Annotated in this window: 12 protein-coding genes; 5 read left to right on the top strand and 7 right to left on the bottom strand. The window is 59.0% G+C overall.

Features of this window, described 5'->3' with window-relative positions; translation table 11 throughout:
* Positions 1-64: 64 nt before the first annotated feature.
* Positions 65-1,159 (top strand): D-alanine--D-alanine ligase, encoded by a 1,095-nt coding sequence (gene ddlA, locus BLQ41_RS09735; protein WP_090180007.1) that lies wholly within the window; start codon positions 65-67, stop codon positions 1,157-1,159.
* A 191-nt stretch (positions 1,160-1,350) separates the two neighbouring features.
* Here the strand turns inward: ddlA and BLQ41_RS09740 are convergent, their stop codons facing one another.
* The 3 genes from BLQ41_RS09740 to ggt all read right to left on the bottom strand — a co-directional run bounded on the left by BLQ41_RS09740 (position 1,351) and on the right by ggt (position 4,122).
* A complete protein-coding gene (locus BLQ41_RS09740; protein ID WP_090180009.1) occupies positions 1,351-1,722 on the bottom strand; it encodes a helix-turn-helix domain-containing protein in 372 nt (123 codons plus the stop codon).
* Between the two features lie 3 nt (positions 1,723-1,725).
* The gene (locus tag BLQ41_RS09745; protein ID WP_090180011.1) at positions 1,726-2,028 is read right to left on the bottom strand and encodes a type II toxin-antitoxin system HigB family toxin; all 303 of its coding nucleotides are present in this window, start codon (positions 2,026-2,028) and stop codon (positions 1,726-1,728) included.
* Between the two features lie 249 nt (positions 2,029-2,277).
* A complete protein-coding gene (gene ggt / locus BLQ41_RS09750) occupies positions 2,278-4,122 on the bottom strand; it encodes a gamma-glutamyltransferase (RefSeq protein ID WP_090180014.1) in 1,845 nt (614 codons plus the stop codon).
* 164 nt (positions 4,123-4,286) lie between these two features.
* Between ggt and BLQ41_RS09755 the strand changes: the two genes are divergently transcribed.
* On the top strand, positions 4,287-5,396 hold the full coding sequence (locus BLQ41_RS09755; RefSeq protein WP_090180017.1) for a DUF2817 domain-containing protein: 1,110 nt from the start codon (positions 4,287-4,289) through the stop codon (positions 5,394-5,396).
* A 566-nt stretch (positions 5,397-5,962) separates the two neighbouring features.
* On the opposite strand, the gene BLQ41_RS09760 is transcribed toward BLQ41_RS09755, so the two are convergent.
* From BLQ41_RS09760 to BLQ41_RS09775, 4 genes are all read right to left on the bottom strand, one after another.
* Positions 5,963-6,409 carry a MarR family winged helix-turn-helix transcriptional regulator gene (locus BLQ41_RS09760; RefSeq protein ID WP_157695005.1) on the bottom strand — a complete coding sequence of 149 codons (447 nt, stop codon included), beginning with the start codon at positions 6,407-6,409 and terminating at the stop codon, positions 5,963-5,965.
* A gap of 134 nt (positions 6,410-6,543) precedes the next feature.
* Positions 6,544-7,668, bottom strand: coding sequence for a hypothetical protein (locus BLQ41_RS09765; RefSeq protein WP_090180022.1), 1,125 nt, complete (start codon positions 7,666-7,668; stop codon positions 6,544-6,546).
* Entirely contained in the window at positions 7,643-9,004 is a 1,362-nt protein-coding gene (locus tag BLQ41_RS09770) for a cytochrome P450 (RefSeq protein WP_090180025.1), read from the bottom strand. Before BLQ41_RS09770 ends, BLQ41_RS09765 begins: the two co-directional genes overlap by 26 nt.
* Before the next feature lie 22 nt (positions 9,005-9,026).
* Entirely contained in the window at positions 9,027-9,524 is a 498-nt protein-coding gene (locus tag BLQ41_RS09775) for a DUF1330 domain-containing protein (protein ID WP_090180028.1), read from the bottom strand.
* A 141-nt stretch (positions 9,525-9,665) separates the two neighbouring features.
* On the opposite strand from BLQ41_RS09775, the gene BLQ41_RS09780 reads away from it, so the two are divergent.
* From BLQ41_RS09780 to BLQ41_RS09790, 3 genes are read left to right on the top strand one after another with little or no spacing between them, the layout of a single operon-like run.
* Positions 9,666-11,996: an efflux RND transporter permease subunit gene (locus BLQ41_RS09780; protein ID WP_090180030.1), complete on the top strand. Its 2,331-nt coding sequence runs from the start codon at positions 9,666-9,668 to the stop codon at positions 11,994-11,996.
* Complete coding sequence (locus BLQ41_RS09785; protein WP_157695006.1) at positions 11,944-12,729, top strand: outer membrane lipoprotein-sorting protein; 786 nt, start codon at positions 11,944-11,946, stop codon at positions 12,727-12,729. Before BLQ41_RS09780 ends, BLQ41_RS09785 begins: the two co-directional genes overlap by 53 nt.
* 15 nt (positions 12,730-12,744) lie before the next feature.
* The gene (locus tag BLQ41_RS09790; RefSeq protein ID WP_090180036.1) at positions 12,745-13,851 is read left to right on the top strand and encodes a hypothetical protein; all 1,107 of its coding nucleotides are present in this window, start codon (positions 12,745-12,747) and stop codon (positions 13,849-13,851) included.
* The last annotated feature ends 15 nt before the right edge of the window (positions 13,852-13,866 follow it).

Below are 13,866 nucleotides of genomic sequence, written 5' to 3' on the forward strand. Positions count from 1 at the left end.
TTCAGTCTTTAACTCAGCCGCTCGGCCGTGTTATGAAACAGCCATTCACAAAGGGAGCCAGGTAATGAGCAAGCTGCGGGTAGGGGTTATTTTTGGTGGTCGTTCGGCTGAGCATGAAGTGTCTCTTCAATCGGCTAAAAACATTGTCGATGCGCTCGATCGTTCGCGCTTCGAACCGGTGCTGATCGGTATCGACAAACAAGGCCACTGGCACCTCAACGACCCTTCGAACTTCCTGCTCAACCAGGAAAATCCGGCCCTGATCGCCCTCAACCAGTCCAACCGCGAACTCGCTGTGGTGCCGGGCAAGGCCAGTCAACAGTTGGTGGAAACGTCCGGTCAGGAGTTGCTGGGCCACGTCGATGTGATCTTCCCGATCGTGCACGGCACGCTGGGGGAAGACGGTTGTCTGCAAGGCTTGCTGCGCATGGCCGACCTGCCGTTTGTCGGCTCCGATGTGCTGGGCTCCGCGGTCTGCATGGACAAGGACATCAGCAAGCGCCTGCTGCGAGATGCCGGCTTGGCGGTTACGCCGTTCGTGACCTTGACCCGCACCAGCGCGGCGCGCACCAGCTTCACTGAGGTCCAGGGCAAGCTCGGCCTGCCGATGTTCGTCAAACCGGCGAATCAGGGTTCTTCCGTGGGTGTCAGCAAGGTCAACGACGAAGCTGAGTACACGGCGGCAGTGGAACTGGCCTTGGGTTTCGATGAAAAAGTGTTGATCGAGTCCGCCGTCAGTGGCCGCGAGATTGAATGCGCCGTGCTCGGCAACGAGGACGCCATCGCCAGTGGTTGCGGCGAGATCGTGGTGCGCAGTGGCTTCTATTCCTACGACAGCAAGTACATCGACGCTCAAGCGGCACAAGTAGTGGTGCCGGCGGATATCAGCAACGAGGCGAGTGAGCGCATCCGTGCCTTGGCCGTGGAAGCGTTTCACGTGCTGGGCTGTTCTGGGCTGGCGCGGGTCGACGTATTCCTGACCGACAGCGGCGAAGTGTTGATCAACGAGATCAACTCATTACCCGGCTTCACCCGCATCAGCATGTACCCCAAGCTGTGGCAGGCCGCCGGCATGACGTACAGCGAACTGGTGAGCCGCTTGATCGATCTGGCGCTGGAGAAGCACAATGCGCGGCAGGCGTTGAAGATCACTCGCTAATGCGCAACGTGATGCAAAAATGAATAGAGGACGTCACGGAAGTCAGCGCACATAGGGTATTCAAAGGCCCCATCAGTCATTTGCGGCCTGGTGAGGTGAGCGCACATTATTTTGGGTGCTCCGGCCGGATCCACGATGGACTGGAGAGCTTGGACTTCATCGTCAGCCAGCCAATTTTGGCTGACGCTTGATCAAGCTTGCTTGACCGGTTTGATCAAGCTCTCTGCTGGTATCCCGAATAGTTCATGTAGTTTCCATATCATCGGGAGCGTCAATGCACGCTTGCCATTGAGTACTTCGTAAACCCGGTTTGTTCGGCCAATGGCGGGCGCAAGGTCTGCGGCGGACAAGCCGGATTGCTCCATGCGAAATTTGATTGCATCGATTGGGTTGGGCAGATCAACCGGAAATTGCTTCGCTTCATAAGCTTCGATAAGCGTGATCATAACGTCGAAATAATCCCCTTCAGGGGTGCCAGGTTCTGGCTCATTGTCGAACAGTGCAGATACATCCCTGAGGGCTGCTCGGTAGTCCTCGTCGGTGTGAATCGGATGAATGTTCATTGATTACTCCATCTCGACGGTATCGGCGTCGATTGCGTCGTACTGCTTGTGAGTACCGACAAATTTTATGTATACGGCGCCGAAGCGATAAGCCACAGCGACTACCAACCGAAAGTCATTACCTTTGATGTTGAACACGACTCTGCGGCTCTTGAGAATGCTGGCGGTAGCAAAGTGAGCTTTTATATTTGCAGGCGTTTTCCACTCGGCATTTTTTGTTTCGTCGACCCACGCCAGGAAGGGTTGCTCAGAATCTGGGTATCGCTCCCAAAAACTTTTCAGCTGACTAATGGCGATAATTCTCATGGAGTGATCCTAGTCCCGCGCTGGGACTGATGCAAGTCTATGGAGGTGTAGCCGATGGATGGAGCGGATTCGACTTTGTATTTAGGGGCTTTGCTTCGCTGAGCTGAAGTGAAAAAACGATCTTTGAACTCTATCGAAGAAGCAGCCGGTTGCGGGTAAGAAAAAGCGGCGCGAGAAAGCCGATCGGGACTCATTACATATAAAAAAAGGCCTACCCCTCGGTAAGCCTTTTCCTCTGCAGCGTAGGACTCAATCCCCCAACGCCTCCCCCTCACGCCGAGGATCGGCCCCGCCCGCCAGCGAAGCCTTCCCCTGCGCATCCTTGACCCGAACAATCGCCTGGGTGCCGCTGGTCATGTCGATCTCGCTCACGCTGTGCCCTTTGTCCTTCAGGGCCTGAATCAAGCCGCCGCTGAATTGCCCCTCTTCCAGCTCCGTCGGGCCGTTGCGGCTGCCGAAGTTGGGCAGGTTGATCGCCGCTTGCGGGTCGAGGTTCCAGTCGAGCAGGCCAATGGCCGATTTGGCCACGTATTCGATGATCTGCGAGCCGCCAGGGGAGCCGAGTGTGGCGAGGAATTCGCCGCTCTGGCGGTCGAAGATCAGCGTGGGTGCCATCGATGAGCGCGGGCGTTTGCCAGGCTCGACGCGGTTGGCGACTTTCTGGCCGTTCTCTTCGGGGATGAACGAGAAGTCGGTCATCTGGTTGTTGAGCATGAAGCCCTGAACCATCAGGTGCGAACCGAACGCGGACTCCACGGTGGTGGTCATGGACACCGCACCGCCTTCGTCATCGACGGCCACCACTTGCGAGGTGGAGATGCGCAGTGGCGAGCGGTCCGGCGCGTAGGCGACCTGAATGCCCGGTGGCGTGCCGGGTTTGGCCGTGCCCATGCTGCGATCGCCGATCAGGGCCGCGCGGCTGGCCAGGTAGGTCGGGTCGACCAGGCCTTTGACGGGAACCGGTACAAAGTCGCTGTCGGCCACATAGAGCGCGCGGTCGGCGTAGGCCAGACGTTCGGCTTCGGAGATCAGGTGCACGGCTTCGGGGGCAGGTTCGATGCCCGCAGGCCGGTTGCTCTTGAGCGGTTTGAGCGGCGCGAGGGCGAATTTTTGGTCGCGGGTTTCCAGCGCCTGGAGCGTGCCGAGGATCTGCGCCACGGCAATGCCGCCCGACGACGGTGGAGGCATGCCGCAAACCTGCCAGCGTTTGTAATCGGTACACAGCGGCGCGCGCTCCTTGGCCTTGTAGCCTTGGAGATCGTTCAGCGACAGGCTGCCGGGGTTGGCATGGCCTTGAACCTTGGCGACCATCTCTTGGGCGACCGATCCTTTATAGAACGCATCCGGCCCCTCTTCGGCGATGCGTTTCAACACTGCGGCCAATGCCGGGTTTTTCAGTGGCGTGCCGACGGCTTTCGGGCTGCCGTCGGCATTCATGAAGTACGCCATCATGTCTGGTGAACGTCGTATCGACGAGTCTGAGGCTATCAGCTGATGCAGGCGCGGCGAGATGGCGAAGCCTTGCTCCGCCAGTTGGATGGCCGGCTCGAACAGTTTTGCCCAGGGCAGGCGTCCGTGTTTCTGATGGGCCAACTCAAGCGCTCGCAACACACCGGGTGTCCCCACCGAACGGCCACCGATCTGCGCTTGGGGGAATGGCATCGGCGTGCCGTCCGCTTGCAGGAACAGTTTCTCGGTGGCGCCGGACGGTGCCGTTTCGCGACCGTCGTAGGTGCGCACATTTTTTCCATCCCACAACACAATCAGTGCACCGCCACCGATGCCCGAGGATTGGGGTTCCACCAGCGTCAACACCGCTTGCATCGCAATCGCGGCATCGATCGCCGAGCCACCCTGACGCAGCATCGCTCGCCCGGCTTCGGCCGCCAGCGGATTGGCCGCGGCCGCCATGTGTTTCGAGGCGTGGCGGGTCTGCAGGTCGGTGCGATAACCGGAGGCGACTTCCGGCGCGAGCGGCAAGGTGGAGGTGGAGCTTGAGGTGGAGGCAACGTTGCACGCGGCAAGCGTCAGTGCGGTGGCAATCAGCGAAAGGGCTGACAGCCGATAGCGGCTCAAGTGAAAGGCTGAGAACACGTTGGGCACTCCGTCCGTGGGAAAAGATCAGGGGACTTTATCGGCCGACAGGGCGAGGTGCAAACCAAGGACTACGGCAGAGACGTTTTTGTCCTTCATGAGTTGACGGATTTTCTGTAGGGTCGAGGGCAACAGACTGGCCAGAAAATCAACAAGAGGCAGACATGCAGACTGAGTTTCCCACCCAACCAAGTTACCGCACCCAACGCGAGCAATTCCTCGCGGCAGCCACCGAGGCCGGGGCGACATTGACCGAATATCCGCATCCGCTGAAAGGGCCCTTTGGCGAGCCGCTGAGCACCGACGTCGCGGTATTGGGCGATCCCGGTGCCAAGCGACTGCTGATCGCCCTGAGCGGCACCCATGGCGTCGAAGGCTTCTATGGCTCGGGATGTCAGATCAAGTGGATGCAGGAGCTGGGCAAGCGTTCACTGCCCGCCGATGTCGCGGTGGTGATGATTCATCTGATCAACCCCTGGGGCACCGCTTGGCTGCGTCGGGTTAACGAAGACAACATCGACCTCAACCGCAATCACCTGAACTTTACCCGACCATTGCCGGACAATCGGGCTTACGCCGCACTGCATGAAATCTATGCCGTCACTGAGTTGCGAGGCCCCGAGCGGGAACGCGCCGACGCCTTGCTCGATGAGCAGATTCGCCAACACGGCTGGCCGGCAGTGATGTCGATTGTCGAGGGCGGCCAGCACAGTCATCCCGATGGTCTGTTTTATGGCGGGCTGGCGCCGAGCTGGTCGAACCGCACGTTGCACCAAATCATGCAAAAACACATTGCCCATGCCGAGGTTGCGATGTGTTTCGACTTGCACACTGGTGCTGGTGAGTACGGTCATCCGATGTTGCTGACGATCACCGAGGCCGCTTATCCAGCACTGCCCGATGCGCAGGCCATTTACGGCCCATGGCTCTACACATTGCTGACCGGCGCCGACACCGTGAGTGAAACCGGTGTGGCGGCAACGGCCACGGGCTACACCTCGCAGGCATTGATCGATGCGTTGCCTCGCGTGCGGTTGATGCCCTTTGTGATCGAGTGCGGGACGTATCCCGGGGCGCAAGTTCATCGTCATCTGCGCGACGACCATTGGCTGCACCTGCACGGTAATCCGGGCGATGCCGTGGGGCGTGAGATCAAACTGAATCTTCTGGAGCAGTTCTATCCAGCCGACAACGATTGGCAGGCGATGGTCTGGCTGCGCACCTGGCAGATCTGGGAGCGGGCGCTGTCGGCGTTGCCGAAGATTGCCAGCTGATGCAGTGTGCGGGGCACTTTTCTCAAGGCATAAAAAAACGGCCTACCTTTCGGTAAGCCGTTTTTAGTACTTGGTGGCTACACAGTCATTTGAACCAGATTTCTAATATTATGTATTTAATATATTTTTTTATTCTAAAATCAGTCAGGCATACACGCAGGCATACATGCTGCTGGGATCTGAGCAAACGTTCCCTCATACCTGAGCTCGGGATGATGCCATCTGTCTAAAACAAGGTGTAGACCTCGGACTGACCCACCAAAAACATACCATTCAGTCTCCCTCAACTGCATTACTAGCCAGATAAGTTGGAGAATCTGGTTTGCGGGTGGCGTTGCTTTACTGATTTGCTGGTAGCCTGAAAGCAGGATTCGCCGCTGGTTATTTGCCTTTTGCCCGCAGGCATGCCCTCTCCGAGCCCGAACGGCTGACGTTTATGTATTGCATCGACCGCTTGGATTTTGAATTTTTCGGGATAACGCGGGTGCTTATGGCAGCTCCTAATGGGCCTCATTTAGGGATGGAGGTGTCTAGAAACTAGGGACGATTCAGCAGAATTTTAATGCTTACTCAGCGTCTATGAGGTGTCTGATCTGATCGACCACTCTGATCAGCGAAAGCTTGTCCTCTTTTCGGATAGCTTCAGATAACAAACGATCAGCAACCATCATCGACTGATGGACTTCCTTACGTAGCTCTTCCCCCTGAAGAGTAAGGAACACTAAGGTTTGACGTCGGTTCGACGGTAGCACTTCTCGTCTGATCAGGCTGCTGCCCTCCATGCGCTTTAGCAGCCCGGACACTGCCGAGATGTCTATTTCAAGCTGATGCGCAATATCTCCCACCAGAATGCCCTCGTCCGTCTTGCAGAGCTCTAGAAGGTAACTCTGCTGTGCGGATATACCTTCGGGTAGGTACTTTCTGTAGAACTCAGAAATGCCTCGCCATCCACGATAGAAGTTGAAGCAAAACAGGTTGCGTAGTACGGGTTCAGCATTGCTGTTACGTGCCACTATTCGTACCTCTGAATGCAGTGGGCGATCGAGCAAAACGCGTTCAGGCTGGCCTCATGCCCTGAAAACCATCCTGTAGTTTGTTGTTGCCACGCGTAAAGCAGGGCAGAGTTAAAAACGGGCTGCCGGTATGATCAAAACGCATAGGATAGCCCAACGGACAGGTACCTTGCTCGGTACATACCGCCGCTGTTGAGCAGCAGACTCAGTTGCTCATCAATGCGCCGGCTGCCCTGAACTTTCAGACCCCATAAGCCGCTTTGGCGATCCCTCACGGTGGACACCAGCAGGTTGGTGTCCACGACGTCGTTGGCAATCCATCGGATTCCCAGCATCTCGCCGCATGACGCAATGATGCTGTCGCAGCGAGTGTCGGTCAGGTGCTCGTACAGCAGGGATAGGTCACTGGCACCGTTGAAGGCCGACACCCAGGTATATTCGAAGCCCGAGACACTGGCCCGATCAACCCCGTATTCACTGTCCTGAAGCAACGCTTCAAGCTTCAACAGCCAGGCGCCCAGGGTGACTTGAGTGTCGACGGCGAGCCTGTCCACCTCAGGGTACGCCGGGTCGAAACTGGAAGGTGAGTGCCCCGCGTAGGGTTCGCGGCTGTGACCCCGAAAGTAACTGAGGCCAATATCCGCAGGGCCGGCTACCTGAGTGGCGCGCACGGCAAAGTCGGTCTGTCCGGAGCAGCGCAGCGGCGTGAAGAGGTCCTGCTCATAGGCAGGGTCCTGCGCGCCATGCTCACCGAAGATCAGCGCGTCCGGACGCTCGCGATAGCAGGGTAGGGCATACAACGTCACGTTCTGCCCCAGGCCGCGATAGCCCACCGAGGCCATAGGTTGTGAGAGGCGAGCGTCGCCATCTGGGTCGAACCTGAGGTCAACCTGATTCACCACGTCGACCAGATGCCGGGACTCGGTGACCCCCCAAAACACCCGGCTTAGTCCGACCCCCAGTTGCCAAGGCCCCGGTCGGTAGGACAACGAAAACTCGCGCAGGTCCGCGGCGTCGTATCGGTCCAGCCCCGCCCACTGTAATTCCACCTCCATGTCCAACGACATCTGCTCGAGCATTGGTTCATGGCGGTCCCACTTGAACTGCAGACCTGCAAAAGACGTGCGCGCCGGCTCGTAGCCATTGCCCTGGAATGTCAGCTTGTACTGCTCCTCTGTGCTGCTTGCGCAGGGGCTTAAGGTGATTGTCAGGCAAGCCAGCAGCAGTCCTCGGCTAAATCGCGACAGTGGATACGCCATGAGCTACGCGCCTGGTCAGAGAAGTCTTCAGGCCATTGCGAGTCCGTAGAACGAATGCCGGTTCAATTTCAGGCAAGTGTTCCGGGCGCACATTGAGTTCGTAGTTAGTCAGCACCTGCCGGAGCAGCGCCTTCAATTGCAAGTGTGCCAAGCCGATGCCAATGCACTTCATCCGTCCGCCGCCAAAGGGAAAGAAGGCGTACTTGGGACGGCTGGGCGCCGTCGCCGCAAAATGCTCGGGATGGTATTCCAGAGGCCGATCCCAGAAGGATGGGTCACGGTGAGTCACCCAAGGACTCATGATGATGTTGGTGCCTCCCGGCACCCGTTGGCCACCGAGTACGCATGGTTTGGCGGCTTTGCGATCGATTAGCCACAGCGGCGGCGACAGGCGCATGGATTCGTTAAAGCATTGTTCCAGCACGGGCGTGTCTTTCAGGTCGAGCCGGCTGCTGGTGGCGACTGAATTCAGTTCATCGCGTACCGCCTGCTGCCAGCTCGGGTATTTGGCCAGATCGCCCAAGGTCCACATCATGGCTGAGGCGACGGTGTCGAAGCCGGCCAGGAACACGCCCATGATTTCCCGCAGGATGTGCTGATCATCGAGGGCCTGGCCTTGTTCATCGCGGTAATCGATCAAGTCGCCAAGGAAACCGCCAGCGGCTGCGTCGGTACTGCTGCGATGCTGGGCAATGATTTCCAGCAGGACCGTGGCGATCTGCCCGGCGGCGGTGTGCAGCCGGCGGTTGTTCGGCGTCGGCAACCAATCGGGAAGCGGAACCGGCGAGGACAGACGGATGTTCATATAGCGCAGGCTCAGGGTCCAGCCGTGCGAGATGCGCGCAATAGCCTGGGCACCGATGCGGTGTCCGAAGAGAAACTGGGTCAGCACGTCCATGGCGTACTCGACCATTTCGTGTTGCAGGTCGATGTCGCCGTTGTGGTCCACGCGATTGGACCAGTCGGCCACGCGTTCGTGAGCCAGGGCGTCGACATTCAGCGCGAGCTCACGCAGGCGCGGCAGGGCAAACGACGGGATGACCGCCTTGCGCTGCTCCTTCCACTTCTGGCCGTCGGCGATGATCATGCTGCCACCCGCCAGGGGGTCGAAGGCCGCGGCGATATCGCTGCGACCGAAGTTTTCGCCCTGGAAAATGGTATCGAGATCGGCCGGGTCGAAGGCCAGGCAGAAGGAAGCCCCAAAACCGACGGGCAATCGTACGAGGGTACCGTAGCGCTGCCGACACTCGTTCAAGAGTGACAGCGGTTCGTTACGAAACCGCTCAGAACAGCCGAAAAGCATATGCCCGCGAGGGCCTGGCGCAAAAGCGTTCATCCTATCGTCCTTGATTGCAGCTTTAGGCGGCTTGGATCGGTGCCATGGCGAAGGCGCCACCGAATACCGCGCTGGAAGCCGCAGTCCGATTGCGGTAGTCGGGGTCTTGCATCAGTTGTCCCATGGCGTCCGCCGACGGGAATTCGATGATCTCGAAGCCGTCGAAGGACCACTGCTCACCACGCTCTGTGACAGCGCTGATCACCACGCGCCCACCGTGTCGGGTTAGGGCTGGTTCGCGGTCGGCGACATACTTGGCCAGGGCATCGGCGTTGTCTGAGACATTAGGTGCCTGGAACTGAAAGGCCACCAGCATGGTGGGGCCCTGGACTTCGGCCCAGCGCGCGAGATCCTGTTTGACGCCTGTCACGTGAACCCCCGGCTGCCCGTCCGCCGCAGGGGAAAGTTGCAGGCGACGCACTTCCAGTTCCCCAAACATCGGTTGGGAAACCCGACCGTCCAGCACCACAGACGATGCCGCGGTGGGCTGATTTGCTTCGCTGATTACGTTCAGCTTCATGTCTTGCTCCTTTATATGACGTCATATTTGATGTAAAAAAACTACAAGCTAAATGTTTGCGCGTCAACTGTTGACGTAAAAGATGTTGTTCTATAGCTTGCGCACCGTCGATCACATGGCCCTTTTGGAACGGATGTCAAAATGATGAGAACGATAGTGTCAGGTGTAGTGCGCTTGCGATGGGGGTTCCTGCTGCTGTTTCTAGGGCTGGCATATCTGGCCAGCCTGGGGCAGAGCCGACTCGGCTTCAGTACCGATTACCGGGTGTATCTTGCCCCGGACAACCCGGAGCTGATGGCGCAGGAGCAGATGCAGGCGACCTTTGACCGGTCGGACAACCTGTTCATTGTGGTGGCGCCGGAGTCGGGCGACGTGTTCAGCCAGTCGTCCCTTGAAGCGCTGCAATGGATCACCCTGCGCGCCTGGCAGACACCTTATTCGGTGCGGGTGGATTCCCTCAGCAACTTCCAGAATATCGACGCCGACGCGGACAACATCCAGGTCGCCGATCTGGTGCGTGATGCCGCTGCCCTGAACGAGCAGCAGCGTCAGCGGGTCCGCACCATCGCCTTGTCAGAGCCGCAGCTGGTGGGCCGCTTGGTGTCCAAAGCCGGCAGCGTCGCCGCGGTCAATGTGGTGTATCACCTAGCCGGGGTTTCTCCTTATGAGAACAGCGAGGTGGTGAGCTTCGCCCGTCAGTTGGCTGAGGAGGCGCAAGCCAAGTTTCCCGGGATCAAAGTGCACCTGACGGGCATGGCGATGTACAACAACGCCTTCCTAGAAGCCGCCTTGGGTGACGCCGCCAACCTGACCCCTTGGGTCTATCTGGTGATCCTGATCGCCGCGCTGATCATGCTGCGCAGCGTGCTGGCCACGGTGGCAGCGGTGGCGGTGGTGTATCTGGCCATGACCAGCGCCGAGGGCATCGCGGGCTGGCTGGGCATGAGCCTGACGTCGCTCTCGGCGTCTGCGCCGCTGGTGATTCTGATGATCGCCGTGGCGGACTCGGTGCATGTGCTGTCGGTCACCCTGATGCATCTGCGCAAGGGTGCTACCCGGTTGGATGCATTGCGTGAAGCGCTGCACGAAACCCTTGTGCCGGTCACCGTGACCAGCCTGACCACCGCGGTGGCCTTCCTGTCCCTGAACTTCAGCGAGATCCCGCCTTTCCGTGACCTGGGCAACATCGTCTCGATCGGCATCGCCCTGGCCTGGTTGTTCACCCTGTTTCTGCTGCCGGGCCTGGTTGCGCTGCTGCCACTCAAGCCCAGCGCCAAAGGTGATCCGCTTGAACATGCAATGACCCGCTTCGGCACTTGGGTACAATCACGCTCGCGGATGTTGATGTGGCTAAGCATCCCTGTAGTAGTGGTGCTGGCCTCGTTGGCCGGGCGCAATGAGCTCAATGACCAGTATCTGCGCTGGTTCAGCCCGGAGACTGCTTTCCGGCAGGCCAATGACTACACCGAGCAGAACCTCACCGGTCTTTACACCATCGAGTATGCGCTCAAGTCCAAATCAAGCAGCGGCGTGAATGACCCGGTCTTTCTGGCTCAGGTGGAAGCCTATACCACCTGGTTGCGCCAACAGTCGGAAGTCGCCCATGTCAGTTCGCTCTCGGACGTGGTCAAGCGAGTCAACCGTAGCCTAACCACTGGCACCGAGGAAGCTTATCGGCTGCCGGAAAGCACCGAAGTGGCGGCGCAGAGCCTGCTGCTGTACGAGCAGTCCTTACCTTATGGCCTTGACCTGAACAACCAGATCGATGTCAGCCGCACGGTCACCCGGAGCGTGGTGGCCCTGCACGAACTGAGTACCCGGCAGATGCTCGACTTCGAGCGTCGCTCGATGTCGTGGCTGGCCAGCAACGCGCCGGGAATTGAAGCCAAGGCCGCCAGCACCACATTGATCTTCGCCCACATCGGCCAGCGCAATATCGAGAGCATGATGTGGGGGATCATCGCCTCGGCGGCGGTGGTTGCGTTCTTGCTGATGCTGCTGTTCCGCTCCTGGAAACTGGGCCTGCTGTCCATGGTGCCGAACGTAATTCCGGCAGCCATGGCCCTGGGTATCTGGTGGCTCTGCGTTGGGCAGGTTGGGTTCTCGGTGGCCATCGTCGCCTCCATGACCCTGGGGGTGGTGGTCGATGACACCATCCACTTTATGTACGCGGTGTTGCAGCGGGTCAAGTCCCACGGCCAGACGGTGGGTGAAGCGGTTGTCGAGGCTTTCACCAGCACGGCACCGGCTTTGTTGGTGACCTCGCTGACTTTGACGGCCGGGTTCCTGGTCCAGGCAACATCCGAGTTCGCCTTGAACCAGGAAATGGGGCTGATGACCGCCCTGACATTAGTGATTGCTCTGCTGGCGGATTTTTTCCTGCTGCCAGGGTTGCTTGAACTGACATTGGAGAAGAAGCGTGAAAGGACTGAAGAGCGTGAAGTACCTGGCGATGCTGTTCTGCCTCGTTGAGATGAGCGTGGCCGTGGCGGATGAGAAAGGTCAGGAGATCGCCAGGCAGGCGGACCAGCACAACATCGGCTGGAAGGACATGTCGGCGGATCTGCAAATGGAATTGCGTAATGCCTACGGCGCGGTAAGTACCCGTGAGTTGGCGGTGCAGTTTTTTGAAGTGCATGCCGATGGCGACAAGAGCCTGGTGCGTTTTCTGAGTCCGGCGGACGTGCGTGGCACCACCTTACTGACCCACGCCCATAGCCTGACCTCGGATGATCAGTGGCAGTTTTTCCCGTCGCTGCGTCGGGTCAAACGGATTGCTTCGGAGAACAAGTCAGGCCCATTTATGGGCAGTGAGTTCGCCTACGAGGACATGGCCAGTTGGGAACTCGATAAGTATCAGTACCGGTATCTGGGGGACGAGGTAGTCGATGGGTTGGACGCGTACAAGCTGGAAATGACCCCTGCTTACCCGCGCTCCGGCTACACCCGTCAGGTCACCTGGCTCGACAAACAGTATTACCGGCCGCTCAAGGTCGAATACTACGACCGCAAGAATGCGCTGCTCAAAACCCAGACCTACAGCGGTTATGGTGTTTACCTGGACCGCTACTGGCGGGCCAGCGAGATGCGAATGGTCAACCACCTGACCGGCAAGCAGACCTGGATGCGCTGGAGCAACTACCGCTTTGGCAATGGCTACAACGAGCTGACATTTGATAAGAGCAGCCTCGACGCTCAGCGTTGATTCAAGGGAGATGTCATGGACTTCAAGGATTACTTCGATCATCCGCTCGGCGTCGAGTTGGGCGGTCGCGCTGCCGCTCTGCTAGCGAGCTTCGATCAGCAGCGCTACAGCGCGTCGTTGCCTGCGGACCTGCGACCGCTGGAGATGAAGGCCCGGGTCAAGGTCATGGCCAACGCCCTCTGGGATGGTTTGGGCCTGGAGTTTGTGCCGGCGGCCCGGGTGCTGCTCGGCATGCTTGACCCGATCCCCGGGACCCGCTTCGGTCGCATGACCGGGTTCCCGGTGTGGGTGATCGCCGATATTTTCGAAACACGCGGTCTTGAGCACTTTGAGCCCGCCATGCAGGCGATTAAGAAGGTGACTCAGCACTTCACCGGCGAGTTCGCCATCCGGCCTTATCTGGATGCTTACCTGGAGCCTACATTGCAGGTGCTGGCCGGCTGGGTCAGCGATGACAGCACCGACGTGCGCAGGCTGGTTTCGGAGGGCACGCGTCCGCGCCTGCCGTGGGCCTCCCGGGTCCCGAGCCTGTTGGTTGACCCTGCACCGGTCCTGGCCCTACTGGAGCGTCTGCGCAACGATCGCAGCGAGTATGTACGCCGCTCGGTGGCCAACAACCTCAATGACATCAGCAAGGACCATCCCAGCGCCGTGCTCGATGTGCTGGAGCGTTGGCAGGTCGAGGAGCGTGGGCCGCACACCGATTGGGTCATCCGCCATTCGCTGCGTACCTTGGCGCGTCGCGGTGACAGCCGTGCGCTGGAGCTGCTTGGGTATTCCATGGCCGCGCCGGTGCGGGTCAAGCGCTTCCAGGTCGGACCTTCGCAGATCAAGCCAGGGGAGCGTATTTCCCTGGATTGCGATATCCAGATCGACAGCACCTGCGAGCATGGGCTGATGGTCGATTACGCGATTCTCGCACCGGGTGCCCGAGGCCAGATCAACCGCCGGGTGTTCAAGTGGAGCAAGCGCCAGAAGCTGGTCAAGGGTTCGGTGAAGCTGCAGCGCGATCACAGTATCGAAAGCAGTTCGCTGAGAAGTTACTACCCTGGCGCACACGAGGTGCATCTGATCATCAACGGGCAAGTCGTGGCCCAAGGCTCTTTCGAGCTGGGCGTTTAATCACTACATCAGTTG

This window comes from Pseudomonas arsenicoxydans (assembly GCF_900103875.1).
Classification (GTDB): Bacteria; Pseudomonadota; Gammaproteobacteria; order Pseudomonadales; family Pseudomonadaceae; genus Aquipseudomonas; species Aquipseudomonas arsenicoxydans.